This is a genomic window from Streptomyces sp. bgisy027 (assembly GCF_057710365.1).
The window spans coordinates 126,016-144,048 of record NZ_JBYIVZ010000007.1 but is presented as its reverse complement, the minus strand read 5'-3'; the positions used below and the strand labels follow the sequence as shown (position 1 = coordinate 144,048).

General features: G+C 73.6%; 14 protein-coding genes and 4 pseudogenes. 9 read left to right on the top strand and 9 right to left on the bottom strand.

Annotation, left to right across the window (positions count from 1 at the left end; genetic code table 11):
• Positions 1-50 precede the first annotated feature (50 nt).
• The 6 genes and pseudogenes from AC3ETA_RS09870 to AC3ETA_RS09845 form a co-directional block, all read right to left on the bottom strand.
• On the bottom strand, positions 51-404 hold the full coding sequence (locus AC3ETA_RS09870) for a TOBE domain-containing protein (protein ID WP_432192433.1): 354 nt from the start codon (positions 402-404) through the stop codon (positions 51-53).
• A 215-nt stretch (positions 405-619) separates the two neighbouring features.
• Positions 620-1,015, bottom strand: coding sequence for a TOBE domain-containing protein (locus AC3ETA_RS09865; protein WP_432192432.1), 396 nt, complete (start codon positions 1,013-1,015; stop codon positions 620-622).
• 99 nt (positions 1,016-1,114) lie between these two features.
• Positions 1,115-2,107 (bottom strand): TAXI family TRAP transporter solute-binding subunit, encoded by a 993-nt coding sequence (locus AC3ETA_RS09860; RefSeq protein ID WP_432192431.1) that lies wholly within the window; start codon positions 2,105-2,107, stop codon positions 1,115-1,117.
• Entirely contained in the window at positions 2,104-3,525 is a 1,422-nt protein-coding gene (locus tag AC3ETA_RS09855) for a sensor histidine kinase (protein WP_432192430.1), read from the bottom strand. The genes AC3ETA_RS09860 and AC3ETA_RS09855 overlap by 4 nt, the downstream gene beginning before the upstream one ends.
• Positions 3,526-3,533: 8 nt before the next feature.
• Positions 3,534-3,929 (bottom strand): annotated as a pseudogene (locus AC3ETA_RS09850) (winged helix-turn-helix domain-containing protein); the annotation flags it as partial.
• A 337-nt stretch (positions 3,930-4,266) separates the two neighbouring features.
• Complete coding sequence (locus AC3ETA_RS09845; RefSeq protein WP_432192429.1) at positions 4,267-4,956, bottom strand: GAF and ANTAR domain-containing protein; 690 nt, start codon at positions 4,954-4,956, stop codon at positions 4,267-4,269.
• Positions 4,957-5,101: 145 nt separating this feature from the next.
• Between AC3ETA_RS09845 and AC3ETA_RS09840 the strand changes: the two are divergent.
• From AC3ETA_RS09840 to AC3ETA_RS09825, 4 genes and pseudogenes are all read left to right on the top strand, one after another.
• Positions 5,102-6,007: pseudogene (locus AC3ETA_RS09840) on the top strand (aminoglycoside phosphotransferase family protein).
• Positions 6,008-6,187: 180 nt separating this feature from the next.
• Positions 6,188-6,415, top strand: a complete 228-nt coding sequence (locus AC3ETA_RS09835; protein ID WP_432192428.1) for an EF-hand domain-containing protein — start codon at positions 6,188-6,190, stop codon at positions 6,413-6,415.
• Between the two features lie 89 nt (positions 6,416-6,504).
• Positions 6,505-7,905, top strand: a complete 1,401-nt coding sequence (locus tag AC3ETA_RS09830) for an MFS transporter (protein ID WP_488187634.1) — start codon at positions 6,505-6,507, stop codon at positions 7,903-7,905.
• Positions 7,906-8,266: 361 nt separating this feature from the next.
• Complete coding sequence (locus AC3ETA_RS09825; protein ID WP_432192426.1) at positions 8,267-9,382, top strand: hypothetical protein; 1,116 nt, start codon at positions 8,267-8,269, stop codon at positions 9,380-9,382.
• A 40-nt stretch (positions 9,383-9,422) separates the two neighbouring features.
• Here AC3ETA_RS09825 and AC3ETA_RS09820 read toward each other — a convergent pair whose 3' ends face one another.
• Positions 9,423-10,394, bottom strand: coding sequence for an NAD(P)-dependent alcohol dehydrogenase (locus tag AC3ETA_RS09820; protein WP_432192425.1), 972 nt, complete (start codon positions 10,392-10,394; stop codon positions 9,423-9,425).
• Between AC3ETA_RS09820 and AC3ETA_RS09815 the strand changes: the two are divergent.
• Positions 10,385-10,582 (top strand): annotated as a pseudogene (locus AC3ETA_RS09815) (alpha/beta hydrolase); the annotation flags it as partial. The gene AC3ETA_RS09820 and the pseudogene AC3ETA_RS09815 overlap by 10 nt on opposite strands.
• Before the next feature lie 81 nt (positions 10,583-10,663).
• Here AC3ETA_RS09815 and AC3ETA_RS09810 read toward each other — a convergent pair.
• Positions 10,664-11,407, bottom strand: a complete 744-nt coding sequence (locus AC3ETA_RS09810; RefSeq protein ID WP_432192424.1) for a MerR family transcriptional regulator — start codon at positions 11,405-11,407, stop codon at positions 10,664-10,666.
• A gap of 47 nt (positions 11,408-11,454) precedes the next feature.
• Between AC3ETA_RS09810 and AC3ETA_RS09805 the strand changes: the two genes are divergently transcribed.
• A complete protein-coding gene (locus AC3ETA_RS09805) occupies positions 11,455-11,913 on the top strand; it encodes a DUF6194 family protein (protein WP_432192521.1) in 459 nt (152 codons plus the stop codon).
• 15 nt (positions 11,914-11,928) lie between these two features.
• Here AC3ETA_RS09805 and AC3ETA_RS09800 read toward each other — a convergent pair whose 3' ends face one another.
• A complete protein-coding gene (locus AC3ETA_RS09800; RefSeq protein WP_432192423.1) occupies positions 11,929-13,260 on the bottom strand; it encodes a KR domain-containing protein in 1,332 nt (443 codons plus the stop codon).
• A gap of 132 nt (positions 13,261-13,392) precedes the next feature.
• Here AC3ETA_RS09800 and bdeA point away from each other — a divergent pair, with 132 nt between their 5' ends.
• The 3 genes and pseudogenes from bdeA to AC3ETA_RS09785 all read left to right on the top strand — a co-directional run bounded on the left by bdeA (position 13,393) and on the right by AC3ETA_RS09785 (position 17,796).
• The gene (gene bdeA, locus AC3ETA_RS09795; RefSeq protein WP_432192422.1) at positions 13,393-14,340 is read left to right on the top strand and encodes a bis(hydroxyethyl) terephthalate hydrolase; all 948 of its coding nucleotides are present in this window, start codon (positions 13,393-13,395) and stop codon (positions 14,338-14,340) included.
• Between the two features lie 317 nt (positions 14,341-14,657).
• A pseudogene (locus AC3ETA_RS09790) lies at positions 14,658-16,235 on the top strand (LuxR C-terminal-related transcriptional regulator); the annotation flags it as partial.
• A gap of 268 nt (positions 16,236-16,503) precedes the next feature.
• Complete coding sequence (locus AC3ETA_RS09785) at positions 16,504-17,796, top strand: RsbRD N-terminal domain-containing protein (protein ID WP_432192421.1); 1,293 nt, start codon at positions 16,504-16,506, stop codon at positions 17,794-17,796.
• Positions 17,797-18,033: the final 237 nt, after the last annotated feature.

Genomic DNA, 18,033 nt, shown 5'->3' with positions numbered 1-18,033 from the left:
TCCACTCCCTCTGGTCCTGACGGACACAGCCGCGGTCCTGCGACCTTGGCTCACGGTCCTACGACGTTGCTCACCGGACGAAGGTCCTCGGCCGACGCACGGCTGACCATCGCCATCACCCGGAACGGTCCGGCCTGGATCCCCACCTGCGCCGACACATCACGGAGGGTCACATCGGTGACGGCGCCGGGGAACCGGTTGCGGGCCGAGGAGCCGGTGGACTCCCGCGCGACCCGGTGCGACCGCCTGGCACAGGCGGCGAGGGCCGGGCCGGGGATGATGCGTGGCCCTGCCCGTCCCGGGCGGCGGTCGGTTTTCCGGCCGCCCACCAGGCGCCTGACGGTGTCGGCGCTCACGCCGGGTGACGCGGCCGCGTCACCGATCCGGTACCGGTAGGTGTGCATGCGCTGATGATACTGCCGCAGATGCCAAGGGAAAGTCTCTTGTAGCATTGCATGAGCTGCAGAATCCCAGGACTGGCATGGCATGTGCGTTTGTACGGGCCCGCTGTTCGAATGCCCTTGCGCGGCCGGCACGCGGGAGATCCTGGAGTCCTGGTTCGCGGGCCGCCCCGTCCGCGACGAGTACCTGATCGTCGACGGGGGAGGCCTCGGCACCCTCACACGCGGTCGATGTGCACGTTCGTCGACTTCACCCGGGCGGTGGCCTCCATCCCGATCTCGAGCCCCAGCTCCTCCACGGCCTCCCGCGTCAGCAGCGACACCAGCCGGTGCGGTCCGGCCTGGATCTCCACCTGGGCAGCCACGTCACCCAGCTTGATCGCGGTGACGATGCCCGGGAAGGCATTGCGGACCGAGGTGTAGGAGGCGTCCTCCTCGCCGCTGCCGCCCTTCGCGAGCTCCACCGAGAAGGCGGCCAGGTCCTTCCCGTCGATGAGCCGCCTGCCGCTCTCGTCGCGATGGGTCGCCACCCGCCCCGCGTCCGCCCATCGCCGCGCGGTGTCCGCACTGACGCCCAGCAGCCGTGCGGCCTGGCCGATCGTGTATGCCTGCATGCAGGCCAAGATAGGTCAGCGGCGGGGAGGGGCCGGTGACACCCCGGTCGACGGCCGGGCGCCACCCGGCCCACGACCGGGCGCCACCCCGGCCGACGGCTACCCGTGCAGCTCGCGGTACGCGACGACCGCCCCTGGATGCAGCGGCACGGACCCGGTCGAGATCAGGCTGCGGGCGTCCAGGAACTGGGTGCCCAGGGCCGAGGCCGGGACGAGGTGCGTGGCGCGGCGGACCAGGACGTCGGTGAAGGCGGCGGCGACGGGCGAGGGCAGGTCGGGGCGGCACAGGAGCAGGTTGGCGACTCCGATCGTGGTCACCTCGGGCGTGCCCCGGTACGCCCCGGCCGGCACCGTCACCGCTTCGAGGCCCGGCCCGGAGGGCTCCGTGCCGGCCCGCAGCCGGGGGAGCAGCGCGGCCAGCGGCAGCAGGCGTATGCCGCGCCGGGCGCCGAGCCCGGAGAGCGCCGGCAGCGGCAGGCCGCCCGACACCAGCAGGGCGTCGATCGCGCCGTCGCGCATCGCGCGCACCGCCTGCGGCAGCAGCAGGCGCCGGACCCGGACGTCGGCGCCAGGGGTCAGTCCCGCTGCCCGCAGCAGACGGTCGCCGAGCACGGCGCCGCCGGACGCGGGCGCGCCCAGCGAGACCGTGTGCCCCGCCAGGTCGGCGACCGTGCGGATCGGCGCGTCGGCACGCACCGCGAGCTGGAGATAGTTCTCGTAGACCCGGCCGATGGCCCGCAGCGGGACCGGGCGGCCGAACGGCGCCGACCCGTCGTACGCCGACCACGCGATGTCGGCCAGGGACAGCGCCACGTCGGCCCGGCGGGCCTGGAGCATGCGGATGTTGTCCACGCTGGCCTCGCTGTTGACCACCTCGCAGGACAGCCGGGGGTAGGCCGCCCGCACCTGGTCGGCGAGGAGCCGGCCGAAGGCCGCGTAGAGGTTGCCGGACTCGCCGGTCGCGATCCGCAGCCTGCCCTGCGGGCCCCGGTCGGTGTGCCGGGCGTCGGCCGTCCCGGCGGCTGCGAGCAGCCCCGTGCACGCCACGCCGAGGGCGGCGCGCAGGGCGGTGCGGCGGGCCGGGCCGGTCACGGCGTGCGCCCCTTCCCCGTTGACGTCGTCCCCTCGTCGGCGCGCGGGAGTACGACCCTGACCCGCAGGCCGTGCGGCTCGGCCGACGCGAACTCGACGTGTCCGCCGCGCCCGGCCGCCAACTGCTCGGCGATCGCCAGGCCGAGGCCGCTGCCGCGCACCTCACGGTGGCGCTCGGAGCGCCAGAACCGGGTGCCCGCCTGCGGCAGTTCCGCCGTGCCGAGACCCGGGCCGTCGTCCCACACCTCGAACACCGCGTGCGGGCCCTCTGCGAGGCAGCGCGTCTCGACGCGGGCGCCCCGCCCGGCGTATTTGATCGCGTTGTCCAGGAGGATGTCGGCGACCTGGGCCAGCTCACCCTCCGTGCACGCCATGCGGACGGGAGCGCCGGGGGCGTGGGCGAGGCGGACGCCCGCCTGTTCGGCCACCGGGTGCCACAGCTGCACCTGGGCCTCGACGACCCCGGTCGCGTCGCAGCACGCCTCCGGCGCGTCCGTCACGGTCAGCTCTCCCGCGCGGTGCTCGGCGTTCGCCAGGGCGAGCAGGTCGTCCAGCAGGTGCTCCATGCGTTCCAGTTCGCCGGTCACGCCCGTGTACGTGCGGGTGGCGGAGTCGGGCAGACGCGGCTGGAGGGAGTCGATGCGCAGGCGCAGCGCGGCGAGCGGATTGCGCAGCTGGTGCGAGGTGTCGGCCACCAGCCGGCGCTGCTGTTCCAGCGCCGTGGTCACCGTGTCGGCCATGCGGTTGAAGCCGGTGGCCAGCTGCCGCAGCTCGGGCGGCCCGCCGGCCCGGGCGTGCTCGGCAGGCAGCCCCGCCGCGAGCGCGCCGACCGCGCGGTCCAGGTGGTGCAGGGGCCGTACGACCCACCGCGTCGCGGCGCGGGCGAGCAGCACGCAGGCCACCGCGAACAGGCCGGCCCCGGCCAGGACCAGCGCCCAGCGCAGGGCGATGTCGTCGGCGGCGGCCCGTACCGACGCCCGCAGCACCACGGCACCGGACACCCGGGTGCCGGTGCCCACCGGGCGGGCGAGCAGTCGCTCGCCCCGGGACCAGGGGCGCAGCGTGCCGCCGGGCGAGACGCGCTGGTTGCGCAGCGCCGCGTCGACCAGCCTCGCGACGACCGGGTCCGCGGCGCGCAGGCCGCCCGCCTGCACCACCGGGGCGCGGCGGGCGTCGACGACCACGACCGCCTCGCCGTACAGGTCGGCGTACCGCCGCACCTCGGCCGTCAGTGCCCCGGTGTCGCCGCTCTCGGCGGCCTGCTCGGCCAGCCCCGCGAAGCGGTCGAGGTCACCGGTGCGGGCCGCGACCAGCTGCTCGGTGCGCTGGGTGGCGGTGACGCCGAGCAGCGGCACGGCGAAACCGGCCACCGCGAGCACCACGAAGGCCAGGACGACGGTCAGCACCCGAGTACGCATGGCCCGCTTCAGTCGCCGAACCGGTAGCCGAAGCCGCGGATCGTCGTCAGCACTTCCGGGCGGCCGAGCTTGGCCCGCAGCTGGGTGAGGTGGACGTCGAGGGAGCGGGACACCGCCAGATAGGCGTCGCCCCACACCTCGTCCATCAGCTGCTGGCGGCTGACCGCCGTACCGGCCCGGCCCGCCAGCGCGGCCAGCACCGCGAACTCCTTCGTGGTCAGCCGCACCTCCGCACCGCCCACGGTCACCCGGCGCGCGTCGAGATCGACCTCGACGTCACCGGCGCGGGCCGTGCGCGGCGCGGGTGCGGCCGGCGCGGTGGGCGTGGCGGCCCGGCGGGTGACGGCCTCGATACGGGCCAGCAGCTCGGCCAGCCGCACCGGCTTGACCAGGTAGTCGTCGGCGCGCGGCGCAGCCGCTCCGGCGCCGCGTCGGCTTGGCGATGCCGCTGGTGTTGCCCCGCGCGGCGCGGGTCGTGCCCGGACTCGGCGGGAGCAGGAGAAAGTCGCGCGCCCTAGCGAAACGGACCGTATCGTATCGTCTCCAGTGGTATGCGTGAGCCTGGAGCAGGCCGCCACCAGCTGTTCGCACAAGAGAACCGATAGTGCGGGCCCGGGCGGCGTGAAAAGGACATTGCTGGGGACTTGGCACAAGAGGCCGGTCGCGGCGGCGTTCCCCTGGGGGCCGGGTCCGGCCAGGCTCCTCTGGTTCAGACCACGAGCCGGGGGAGCCGCTCCTTCGTCAGGACAGGCCGCCGTGGTCGCAGATCAGCCGGGCGACCTCGCGGAGCTTGATGTTGTTCTCCTGCGAGTAGCGGCGCAGCACGTCGAACGCCTGCTCCTCGCTGAGGTCATGGCTGCCCATGACGATGCCCATGGCCTCGCCGATCATGTGGCGGGTGGCGACGGCGTGCTCCATCTGGGCCTGCGTGCGGGCGCTGGAGAAGGCGACCGCGGCGTGGGAGGCCAGCAGCCAGCCCGCCAGTTCGCTGGCCTCGGTGAAGGCGCCGGCCTCGCGCGAGTAGATGTTCAGCGCACCGAGATCCTCGTCCTCGGTGTACAGCAGGAAGCCCATCATGCTGCCGATGCCGAGTCTGCGGGCCTCGGGTGCGTAGGAGGGCCACCGCGGCTCCTCCTCGGTGAAGTCGGGGATACGGCGGACCCGCTCGCCCTGCTTGGTGCGGGCGGCGTCGAAGCACGGCCCCTCACCCATCTGCTCCTGCAACTTGTCGCTCTCGACGACCAACTCATGCGTGGGCGCCAGAGTCTGGACCTGTTTGCCGTGCAGCACCAGGATCCCGGCCGCGTCGCACCCCTCCACGAGCTCGACCGCGGAGTTCGTGATCCGTTCCAAGGTGGCGTCGACCGACTCCTGAGCCAGCAGATCCCGCGCCATGGACGCCATCTGCTGCGCGAACAGAGCCCAGTCCATCGTGTACGCCACCCTTCGGCTCGCCTCGTTCGGCCGTCTACCCAGCATGTCACGCACAGCACGCGGCGAGCCCCGGAGACGTATGGCGAGCCCCGGAGACGTATGGCGAGGCACGAGGCGGGCGGCCGCGGGCCGGAAGCCCGGTGTGAGCCCACTGGATGCGGTCGCGGTTCCCCACTCCCCGGCGGCGTCGTACGCCAGAGCCTTCGGTGACGAGGGGAGAGCCTGGACCGCCGGTTCGCCGGCCCTCGCCACGGACGTCCTCGACCGCTGGGACCTGCGACGCGACGGCGCACCCGGCTCCGGGCAGGCATCGCTGGTGCTGCCGGTGCTGCGCCGGGACGGCACGCGCGCGGCGCTGAAGCTCCAGACGCAGACGGAGGAGACCGTCGCGGCGCTCGTCGGGCTGCGCACCTGGGACGGCCGGGGCGCGGTGCGGCTCCTCGACCAGGATCCGCGGAGCGCGAGCATGCTCCTGGAGCGCCCGGACGCCACCCGCGCGCTGACGTCGATCGGGGACGACGGCGGCGCGATGGGCATCCTCGCCGGGCTCCGGTCCCGGCTGGTCCGCGTACCCGCGCCACCGGGACCGCGGGACCTCGGCGGCATCGCCACGGAGATGTTCGAACAGGTCCCTCAGGCGGCCACCGCCCTCGCCGCCCCGGCGGCTCGTCGGCTCCTGCTCGACCGGGTGTCGGCCGTGGCCGAGCCGCTCGGCGAGCCCGGCGACCGGATGCTGCACTGGGACCTGCACTACGACGACGTCCTCGCCGCCCGGCGTGAGCCATGGCTCGCCATCGCCCCCCGAGCCGCACTCCGGCGACCCCGGCCTCGACCTGTGGCCGGCCCTGAACAGCAGGTGGGAAGAGCCGCTCGCGAAGGCGACACACTGCCGGTCGTCCGGCGCCGCTTCGACCTCCTCACCTCCGTCCTCGGCCTCGACCGCGCACGAGCGACCGGGCGGACCCTTGGACGACTGCTCCAGAACGCGCTCGGGGACGTCGAGGACGGCGAGAGCGCACTGGCCCCGTCCGCCGTGGCGATCTCGTAGACGCTGCTGAACCGCGTCACAGCGGGCGACGGGACGGGAGGCGGAGCGGTGGGCGGAGCCGGGCGTGACCAGGGACGCGTAACGCGACTGTCACTCGAACGGCCGCCCGGGCACGCGAGCGGCCCGGTCGTCACTCAGCCTGGCAGGGAGTCACATCCAGACGACCGGCTGGAGGACGAGATGACCACCCTGGACCCGGCTCTCAAGGCCGTCACCGACCAGATGAGGATCATCGGCGACGCGGACGGCGACGGTCGGATAGACATCGAGGAGTTCCTGGCAGCCCTCAGAGGCATCGGGATCGACGGGGCTCACGCCCGACGGGCGTTCGAGGAAGCCGACAAGGACCGCGACGGCGCCCTCGGGTACGAGGAGGCCGTGACCGCCGCGCGGAAGGCGTTGCAGTAGAGCGGCAGCCCCGGCCGGGGGGCCGTGATCCCGAAGTATGCGGCAGTCCGCCCTTACTGTGACCTCGACGTCTTACTCCCGTGAACGAGATGGAGTTGGCCGTGGCGTTCGCGGAGCCGGCCGGTGAGGGCGAGCCGGGTCAACGTACCTGGGCCCCGCTGCTGGCGGTCTGCGCCGGGTACTTCATGGTGATCCTGGACGTGACGATCATCAACGTCGCCGTCCCGGTGATCGGCCGCGAACTGTCGGCCTCGCTCACCGGCATCCAGTGGATCACCGATGGCTACACCCTGGTCCTCGCCGGGTTCCTGCTGACGGGCGGTGCGCTGGGCGACCGGCTCGGAAATCGCCGTGTCTTCTGCTGGGGCGTCGGCGTGTTCACGGTGTCCTCGGCCGCGTGCGCGCTCGCACCGAACGCCCCCTTCCTGGTCGCCGCCCGCCTGGTGGAAGGCCTCGGCGCGGCACTGATCGTGCCCGGATCCCTGGCCCTGCTCCAGCAGTCCTACCCGGCATCGACCGCACGTGCGCGGGCCTTCGGGCTGTGGGGTTCGATGGCGGGCATCGCGGCCTCCGCCGGCCCGCTGCTGGGCGGCCTCCTCGTCACCACGATCGGCTGGCGCTGGGTGTTCCTCATCAACCTTCCGGTCGGCGCGGCCTGCCTCGCACTGACGCTGCGACACGTCTCCCGCTCGCCCCGGCGTGCCACCCGAGCCCTCGACTGGCCGGCCCAGTGCGCGGTCGTCGCGTCGGTGGCCCTCCTCACAGCCTCGCTCAACGAGGCCGGACGACGAGGCTGGTCCGACCCGGCGGTACTCGCCGGGCTCGGCCTGGCCGTGTCGGCCGCCGCGGCGTTCGCGGTACGCGAGCGACTCGCCCGTGCCCCCGTGCTCCCCCTGACACTGCTGCACTCACGCGCGCTGAGCGGTGGTGCCGTCATCGGCCTGCTGTTCAACTTCGGCTTCTACGGCATGGTCTTCACCGCCAGTCTGGAATTCCAGCACCAGCGCGGCTACAGCGCACTCGAAACCGGCTTGGCGCTATTCCCCGCTGTGGCGATGACGATGTTCGCCTCCGTCCTGTCCGGACGGCTGACCCGCCGAACCGGTGACCGTCCACTGGTGGTCTCCGGCATGCTCCTGGCAGGGCTGGGCCTGGCCGGCTGGGCCGCCGCGGGAGCCGACCCGGCCTACGCCCTGCTGGTGGCACCGATGACGGCCGCGGGCTTCGGCACGTCCTTCGCGCTGACCGGCTCGACCGCCACCGTGATGGGTGCCGCGCCCGCGGCCTACTCGGGCACCGCCTCCGCCCTGTTCAACACCACCCGCCAGATCGGCAGCGCCACCGGCGTGGCACTCGGCGGCAGCCTCCTCGCCACGGCCACCGACCACAGCACCGGACTGCGGACCAGCATGGCGATCGGCGCCCTCGCCTGTCTCATCGCCGCGGTCCTCGCATGGCGGTGCGTGCCGCCGAAGCCCCGAGCGGCGTAGAAGCGCGCGGTCCGCCACCCGATGAACCGGATGCGGGAATCCGGCGGGGGAGGCCGGCGTCTGCGGTGTTCAGGTGCGCAGGCGGCGGCCACTTCGCCGCGCAAGCGGGCAACGCGGGTTCGCATCCCGCCACCGGCGCTGCCGGCCGGTGCCGTCCAGCGGCCCGGGACGCCTGCAGCGCCGTCGCCGACATCGACCTCTGAACACCCGCGACACGAGCCGCCCGTCCTGGAGAACACCGTCGGGCGGCTCAGGCGCGCCACCGCGCGATCGAGCCCGCGGGCCTGCCGCCCGGGACAACCCCCAGTGCCCAGCACAAACATGACGCTCAACCAGCCAGGAGGCTATACGCTGCGACCCTGTGACCGGAATCGATCTTGTCAACGGGATAGTCGGCGCCGTGTGCGGCATGGTCGTCGCCGTCCTGTTCCAACAGCCGCTCCAGGACGCCTGGTTCAGGCTCCGCCGCCGATTCGCCACCAGGCTGCGCAGTCTGACGTACCGTGAGGACGGCTCCCCGCTGTCGACCTGGTCGACGTTCTCTATCGGCCCGCTGCACACCTCCGCCCTCATCGTGGAGGGCGACGGGGAGCAGGCCATCGCACCGGAGTCGGTCCAGGTCCGGGTGCTGGACGGCGAGGCGGTCCTGCCCGAGGAGATGGCGCCCTGGCGGGCGGAGATCGAGGCGGCGCAGCAGCAGGCCGAGGAGAACGGCACCCGCGTTGGCACCTGGAACGGCCCCCGCTACGCGGTCGAGGGCCTGGAGATCTCCCGCACCGCGCTCGAGGAGCAGCCCGAGGTCCTCCTGCGGCTGCGCCCCACCGACTACTTCACCTTCCTCGCCGCGCAGCAGCTCGACCGCCGGCTCCCCGACGGGACCACCCCGCGCGGACGCTACCTCGACCCCGACCGCCCGCTGGACGCCCCGGCCTTCCTGCAGTGCAGCTTCGGCGTGAACGTCGCCGTGGTCACGGCCGACCATCTGCTCGTCGTCAGCCGACGCGCCCACAACGTCCGCTCCGGGCCCGGCCTGTGGGGTTCCTCGGTGAACGAGGGGCTCTCCCGGCACATCGACTCGGCCGGCCGCAGCGCACCCGACCTCCACGAGGCGGCACGCCGCGGCATGCGCGAGGAACTCTCCCTGGAGCCGCACGAGTACGGGCTCACCCTGCTCGCCTTCGTCCTGGACGTCGAACGGCGCCAGTGGAGCGCCCACTTCATCGCCCACCTCACCAGCCTGCGGGGCGAGGCGCTGCGCTCCCGTATGTCGCGAGGCGTCGCGGACAGGTGGGAGCACCAGAGCATCGAGTACGTCCCGTTCCGCCCGGCGGACGTCGTCCGCTACCTCCTGCGCCCGGACCGCATCCGCCGCTGGGCCGCCGTCAGCCCGGCCCTGTACCACCTGGCCCTGGTCCACACCCACGGCCGCAGCGCCGTGGAGCGAGCCGAAGCCCAGATCGTGCGCCGCATGGGCTGAACGACCAGAGGCCCTTGCGCTCGGGGATCGCGCCGGGGTCTCAGGCCGGCGGTACGACGGTGATGACGACGCTGCCGGTCTTCTGCCCGGTCTCGACGTACCGGTAGGCGTCGGCGATCCGCTCCAGCGGATAGCGCCGGTCGATGACGGGCCTGAAGTCGCCGGCCTCGATCAGCCCACCGACGTGCCGCACGATCCCCTGATTCTGCTGCGGAAAGGGGAACTTCACCTTCCTGCCGCGGAACAGCGGGGTCACCAGCGACAGGAGCACGTTCTGCCAGCCGGGGCCGAGCTCCGACGACAGATACAGCCCGCCGGGTTTCAGCAGCCGCCTGCACCGGCCGAAGGTGCTCTTGCCGACCGCGTCGAACACGGCGTCGTATCGCTGCTCGTCCTCGGTGAAGTCCTGCGCTGTGTAGTCGACGACCCGGTCCGCGCCGAGGCCCTTCACCAACTCCACGCGGGCCGTGTCGCACACCGCGGTCACGGTGGCCCCCTGGTGCTTGAGCAACTGCACGGCCGCCGAGCCGATGGCACCGGTCGCGCCGTGGACGAGGACGTCCTGCCCGGCGCGCACTAGGGCGACGCGCAGGAACGCCAGCGCGTAGTGCGCACCCTCGGTACCGGGCGCGGCCTCCTCGAACGTCACCGCGTCGGGCATCGCCGCGATCGCACCGCCCTGCGGAACCGCGAGGTACTCGGCATGAGCGCCGAACGCGCCCTCGTTGTAGCCGAACACCCGGTCGCCGACACCGAACGACGTCACACCGCCGCCGACCGCTTCCACCACACCCGCGTACTCGGTCCCGAGCACGACCCGCCGCGGCCGGGTCAGGCCGGTGAGCGCGCGCATGAAGAACGGCTTGGCCGCACGGTAGGCACAGTCCGTACGGTTCACCGTGGTCGCATGGACCCTGACGAGCACGTCGGCCTCACCTACGGACGGCTTCTCCACCTCGGCGACCGTGACCACGTCCGGCGGCCCGTACCGGTTGTGCACCGCTGCTCTCATGGCCGAACCGTAGCGCCCCAGTCCCCTGGGCGTCGCCCGGAGAGACCCCTCTCCTGCTGCGTTCGCGCCACGATCCGGCGAACCACTTCTCCCGGGTGGCCGACGTCCGCCGGCAGACCCGCCGGACGACCGTCCTGTTGCCGTGGGAGGGGTCAGGGCACAGTGTCCACGGGCGCGACGACTGCACACGCGACTCCGTGGACGTCCACCTCGCGGAACTCGCCCTCCCGGCTCCCGGTAGCCGTTGCCGGCCCGCAGCGTGCCGGGCCTCAGCCTCCCTCCTCCCGCAAAGTGATGACGGCGGCCAGATCCGTGCCCGCCCGGAGCAGGGCCACGGTCCGTGCGGCGATCCGGTCGAGGCGTTCGCTCAGGACGCGCCGGGTCTCTTCCCGGCCGTCCAGCCGGTGGAGCGAACCGACGATCTCGCGCACGGCGGGGATGCCGTGTCCGGTGTTGCGCAGGGCGGCGACGATCCGGGCCGCTCGAACGGCCGGGAGGCCGTAGCGACGCGCTCGCAGGGACGTCACCCGGTCGGGGACGACAAGCCCCTCCTCCTCCCAGAACCGCAGGGTCGAGGGGCGGACGTCGAGCGCACCGGCGAGCTGCGTGATGGTCATGGCGTCGCCGTCGTGCTCGACCTCGGGTGTGTCCGCCTCGTCATGGATCGCCCGCAACGCCTGCTGAGCGCGCAGCGCCTCGTCGCGCTCGCGCGCGAGCCGCACATGCAGCTCGCTGATCGCCGAGGCGGCCTCGGCGAGGGGCTGAGTACGCAGTCGGCCGAGCACCTCCCGGGCCGTGACCGGCCCCACGGCGCTCGCGAGCCCTCGATAGGCCCCAAGGGCACGCACATGGACGGACGCGTAGGTGCGATAGCCATTGCTCGACCGAGCGGCTGGGGGGATGACTCCCAGCCGCTCCAGGTCGCGGACCTGCTGCACCGAGTAACCCGAGGATCGAGCGACATCGACCGTTCTCAGCGGCACCGGCCGCGGACCGCTCGAAGCCTCGCTCATCGCCGAACCCCACAGAAGCACTTGAAGGTGATGCTTGAACCATGAGTATGGAACAGATCATCGCCACCGTGCGCGGCTTCGACGGCGCCCTCGTGCTCCTCCCGGGACCGGAGGGCGACTTTCCCGAGCTCGCGTGGGGTGACGCGTTCTTCTACTACGCCCCCGACGGCCGGATCCCGCACAACACCCAGCCCTACGCAACCGTCGTCACCAAGGACTACCCCGACGACACGGCTTGCGACCTAGACGCTCCGGACCGCTGGCGCGTGAACATCCACGTCGACCGCGCCACATTCGAGAAACTCACCGGGGAGGAGCCTCGTCGCATCACCCGCCCCCGCGACCACACCTCGACCGACACCGTCCTGCCGCACCCCGTCCACGGCGCCCTGAGCTGGCTCTGCGTCGTCAATCCCGGCGAGCGGACAGCGGACACGGTCGTCCGCCTCCTACGGGACGCTCACGAGGCGGCTCGTGCGCGGGCCGCGCGGCGACACCAGCCGTGAGGCCCCTTGGTGCTCTCACTCCCGACTCGTCCGGCTCGCAGCTCGGCGAGAGCCGTCTCGCGTTCGTGCGGGGCGACGGAGACGAGTCGTTTGGCCCGGTCGGCCGAGCACGCCGGCGACCGACGAGTACAGCACGAAGGCGGACAGGCCGAGGTGTTTCGTAGCCTCGTGCCAGGTGCCTTGTGCCAGGTGCCAGGTGCCAGGTGCCAGGTGCCAGGCGCCGTCCGCCTTCGGCCCGAGCACTTTCGCCAGCCGGTCGGGGGTCATGCCGTCCACCACCCCGTCGTCCACCACCCCGGCGAGGTGGAACACCGCGGTCGGTGCCGGAAGGCAGGACGTCAGCAGGGCGTCGACCGCCGTACGGTCGCTCACATCGCACGCCACCACCCGCACCTTCGCGGGCAGGTCGGCCACCCAGTGCGGAACCCGGCCGCTACGTCCGGTCAGCAGCAGGTGCCCGGCCCCGCGCTCGGCGACCAGGTACCGGGCGAGGCTCGCGCCGAGCGCGCCGGTGCCGCCGGTGACGATCACCGTGCCCTCGGGGTCCAGGGCGGGCGGCTCCGCGGTGGGCGGGTCCGCGGGGGTCATGCGGGGTGCCTGAGGCAGGCCGTGGCGCAGGGCGACCTGGGGTTCGCCGGTCCGAAGTGCCCTCTCCAGTTCCCCGGGTGAGGCCGCAACTCCGCGCCGGTCGACCAGCACGACACGCCCCGGGTGCTCGGACTGGGCGCTGCGTACGAGACCGGCGACCGCCGCCTCGGCGAGGTCCGGGTCGTCGCCGGTGGCGTTGTGGGTGAGCACCAGAAGACGGCCCGGCCGAGCGTCGGCGGTCCAGTCACGTACCGCCTCCAGCACCGCCGTCACAAGCCCGCGGACCCGGTCGGGCCCAGTGGCGTTCTCGGGCAGGGCGGCGGCCGGTCGAGCCACGTCGAGCAGTTCGTGCTCCGCGCTGGCGTCGGGCGCCGGCTCCACGGGCCGCCAGGTGAGCCGGTAGGTCTCGGCAGGCGTGGTGGCCGAGGCGGGCATGGCACGGGTGACCAGGGACTCGACTTCGGCGAGGGGCCGGCCGGGTCGGTGAGGGTGACGCGGAACTCGTCCGGGCCGAGCCGCCGTACGGCGGCGCGCGGCAACGGCACCGGTGGCGTACACCGTGACGCCGGTGCAGGCGAGCGGGGCGCGGGGCACGCGCGCTCGGTCGCCCGCCTCCTCGGCCAGGAGCGCGGCGTGCAGAGCCGCGTCGAACAGGGCGGGGTGCAGGGCGTACGGGCTCGCGGTCGCCGTTTCCGCGGGGGACAGGGCCAGTTCGGCGAAGACCTCGCCGTCCCGTCGCCACAGGGCGGTCAAAAGCACATTCGGGAACGAACCCGGAGCCGGCGGCGGAAGGGCGGCGGGCAAGACCGGTGACATTGCCGGTCCGCTCTTCAGGGCCGGGCCCTGACAGTGGCACGGCCAGCCCTACCGCGACAGAGAGGACGACTCGTCGTGCAGTTCCACGCCCGATCCAACGCCCACACCCGCCCCAGCTCCCGTACCCACGCCTCCGGCTCCGCCCGGCGCCGGACCGGGCGACTGGCCGGCGCCGCCGCGGCGCTCGCCGCGGTCGTCGGCCTGGGGACCCTGACCGGCCCGGGGGCCCACGCGGCGGACAACCCGTACGAGCGCGGCCCGGCCCCCACCAACTCCAGCATCGAGGCTTCCCGCGGCTCGTACGCCGTGTCGCAGAGGTCCGTCTCCTCGCTGTCCGTCAGCGGGTTCGGCGGCGGCACCATCTACTACCCGACGTCCACCAGCGACGGCACCTTCGGCGCCGTGGCCATCTCGCCCGGCTACACGGCCTACGAGTCGTCGATCGCGTGGCTGGGACCGCGGCTGGCCTCGCAGGGCTTCGTCGTGTTCACCATCGACACGCTCACCACGCTCGACCAGCCCGACTCCCGCGGCCGTCAGCTGCTGGCCGCCCTGGACTACCTCACCGAACGCTCCTCGGTCCGCACTCGCATCGACGCGAGCCGCCTCGGTGTCATGGGCCATTCGATGGGCGGCGGCGGAAGCCTGGAGGCCGCGAAGTCACGTCCGGCACTCCAGGCGGCGATCCCGCTGACCCCGTGGAACCTGGACAAGACCTGGCCCGAGGTCACGACACCGACGCTGATCTTCGGAGCCGACGGAGACATCGTCGCCCCGGTCGCCTCCCACGCCGAACCGTTCTACTCCAGCCTGTCCTCGTCGCTCGACCGGGGCTACCTGGAGCTGAACTCGGCGACGCACTTCACGCCCAACTCGTCGAACACGACGATCGCGAAGTACAGCATTTCCTGGCTCAAGCGGTTCATCGACAACGACACCCGCTACGAGCAGTTCCTGTGCCCGCTGCCCCGGCCGAGCCTGACCATCGAGGAGTACCGGGGCAACTGCCCGCACACCTCCTGACGATCCAGCGCCCCAGGGATTCGGGGCGCCGGCGGCGGACGTGCGTGCCACGTCCGCCGCCGGCGCGGTGCCGTTGTGCGGGAGCACGGCCGGGGCGGGCCGCGGCTGGGCAGCGGCACAAGGCGCCCCGCGACCGTGCAGGGACAACACGCAGGTGACACCCGGGATTTGCCTGCCGGGGAGCGCGGACGTCAGCCTTCCGGTCCTCGTTACGCGCAAGTAGCGTCCCGGGAATGACCGGAGACCGGAGCAGTGTGCGGACGGCTCCCCGCTTACGGAGCCGCAACGGACGAGACGGCGCCGGATCGGCCGCCGCCGACCGTGGCCATGCCGAACTCGCGCGCGGCGGACGGCAGTTGTTCGACGGGCCGGTGGGCGACGCCCGTGAGTCCCTGCTGCTGGCCGCGTCGCTGCTGGCCGCCGACGCCCCGCAACGGGCCGAGGCGGCCCACCTGTGCGCGGCGGACGCCGCCTGGGCGGCGGGGGACATCGCGGCCTGCCTGAGCACACTCGACGGAACGGACGCCGGGGCGTGCCGCGGACCGGGCACCGGCGAGGTCGGGGGACCCGACGGCCGTCAGGAGAGCGGCGCCGACAGCGCCGTACGCAACCCTGGCCGCCCGGAGTCGCCCGGCACCACGGACCACTCCGGCTCTCCCCCTCACCGGGACGCACCGCCGGGCCGGGAGTGGGCCGTGCACGCGTTCGTGCGGGACTACCGCGACGGCATGCGCGCCCTGTTGGCCCGCCGGCCGGAGCTCGCCGTCGGGCCCCTGCGGCGGGTACTGGATCGTGCCCGCACCGACCAGCGGCCGGAGCGCCTGCTGCGTGCGGCGTCGGCGGCGCTGCTCCTCGGGGACGTCGCAGCGGCCCGCGCCGCCGGGGCCCGCGCCCTCGCGTCCGCCCGCACCGCCGACAGCGCGGCGTTCGAGGCGCGGGCCCTGGAGTACCTGGCGTACGGCGAACTGCGCGCCGGCCGTCATGCGCAAGCTCGTGCCCACGCCGAGGAGGGCGTCCGGGCCGCGCTGGCGGCAGGGCACCGCAACACGGCGGCGAGCCACCACGCGATGCTCGCCCTCGCGGCCTCGATCGAGGGGGACACCGCCACGGTCGGGCGACACGCCTCGGCCGCCCTGAGCATCGCCCGTCGCCACGGACTCGCCCAGGCGGCGACGCTGGCCGAGTGGGCCACCGCCCGCGCGGACCTGGCGCGCGGACGTCCCCTGGAGGCCGCCGACCGGCTAGGTCCGCTCGTCGGGCCCGGTCCCAGGCGCGGCCACTTCGCCGTGTGGATGCTCGCCGTGCCCTGCTTCGTGGAGGCCGCGGTGCTGGCCGGGCACCCGGAGGACGCACGGACGGTCGTCGACGCCTTCGCCGTGTGGGCGGCCTTCGGTGCCGACCCGCACGCCCCGGCCCAGCTCGCCCGCTGCCGCGCCCTGCTCGCCACCGAGGACGGCGCCGACGACTTCTACCTGCGCGCACTCGCCCTGCACGACGAGACGGGCGGCGACTTCGAGCGCGCCCGCACCGAGCTTCTGTACGGCCGGTGGCTGCGCCGACGACGTCGCCTGCGCGAGGCCCGGCCCCGGCTCGGCGCCGCCCTCGTCGGCTTCGAACGCTGCGGCGCCGGTGCCTGGGTCGAACAGACGCGCGGCGAACTACGCGCCAACGGAGCCGCGCCCGGGAGGGCGGCGGTCGGCGGGCTGTCGCTGCTCACGCCGCAGCAGCTGCGCATCGCCCGGCACGTCGCCGAGGGCGCAACCAACCGCGAGGTGGCCCAGCGGCTGGCCGTGAGCACCCGCACGATCGACTACCACCTGCGCAACGTCTTCGCGGCCCTCGGCGTCCGCTCCCGCATCGAACTGGCACGCATGGTCGACCAGGAAGGCCGCTGAGGCACAGCGCTGTCACGGGCATCGAGCCCATGCCCCACCGAGGCGAACGGGAGGGACCCCGACACCCCGCGCCCAAGAATGCCGCTGCACACCCCTAGGGACCGACCGGACGGTATGCCATCCTTCGGGGCAGGACGACGAGTCGGGTGGCTGCTGCCGCACGGGCAGCGCGCCTCGTCGGACTCCGCCGAGCCGTCGGACGCCGCTGAGCCGTCGGCCCGGCGGAGTCGGGGCACTGCCGGGAAGCCGAGGTTGGGGGAGGGCCGCGATGCATCCTGCCGTACGCACACGCGCGACGAACCGCACCGGGCCGACGCCCGTTCCACAGCCGCGGACACGACGCATCCGGTCGCTGATCGACGCCGACGCGCTGCGTGTCCTGCACCGGGCGGCCCGTGTGCTGATCGACGATCTCCCGGAACTGACCGACCGGCTCGTGGACGTCCTGCGCGAGCAGGAACCGGCGTACCGGACGGCGCTGGAGAACGATCACACCGGCACGTGGGAGGAGGTGCACCGCTCCCTGCGGCACAGCGTGACCTCGCTGCTCGACCCGCGCGGTACCCGCGAGGCCGCCCACCGCTGCACCTGGCGCATCGGCGTCACCCGGGCCGAACAGGGACTGCCGCTGGACGCCCTGCTGCACGCCTTCCGGCTGGGCGGCTCCCTCGTCTGGCAGCGGCTGGTGGAGGAGACCTCCCGCTCGGCGCCCGAGGACATCCGGCTCCTCGTGCACGTCGCCACCGACGTGTGGAACTTCGTCGACGAGCACTGCAGCCTCGTGGCGGACGCCTACCGGCAGGCCGAACGGCAACTGGCCTGGCGGCGCGAGAACCGGGTTCGGCTCCTCGCGGCCGCCCTCCTCGACGGCACCAGCCGGATCGCCGACCTGCCCGAGACCGCGGAGGGACTGCGCCTGCCGGAGCACGGGCGGTACGTCGTCGTCGCGGTCACCGGCGGCCGGCCCCAGGTTCCCACGAGCGTGCGCCCCGCCCCCGTACCACCGGGTACGAGCGTCTACTGGCACTCGGGAGTGGAAGTGGACTACGGCATCGCCCTGGTCGGCGACGAGGGCGACGGGGAGGACGACCGGGACCCCATGGCGGCGCTCGGGCTTTCGGCCGACGACGCGTCCGAGGGGCGGATCGGTGTCGGCAGCGCCGTGGCCGGGCTGGCCTCGGTCGGCGATGCCCGGCGCCTGGCCGACCTCGCCCTGAGCATCTGCCCGCCCGACGGCGGCACGGTCCGGCTCACCGAGCACCTGCCCGAGGCCCTCGTGATCTCCTGCCCGGAGCTGGGCGCGACCCTCACCGAACAGGTACTCGGCCCGCTGCTGCGGCTGGAACCGGCAGACCGGGACGTACTGCTGGACACCCTTGCCGCCTGGTTCGCCTGCGACGGCTCCGCCCAGCGGGCCGGCGAGCGGCTCTACTGTCACCGCAACACCGTCCTGAACCGACTCCGCCGCTGCGAGCAGCTCACCGGCCGCTCCCTGGCGCGCCCGCTGGACGTGGTGCAGATCAGCCTCGCCCTGACGGCACGCCGACTGCTGCGCGGCTGACGGCAGGCCCACGCGGTCGGCTGCCCGCCGCGGGTCCCTGACGGCTGCGCGACCGACGCAACCGCCGCTCGGCCGGCCGCAGGTCTCTGGCAGCCCTGCGGTGGACCGAGAGCGGGTGCCGCCAGCGGCCTCCCGAGGAGCCCCGTTGGGCTGAGCCGCCGCGCCCTGTCGCCTTTGCCGCCCTCGTCGCGCCGACCCGCCTTCCCGCCTCCCGACCGGCGCTTTTGCGCCACCCCT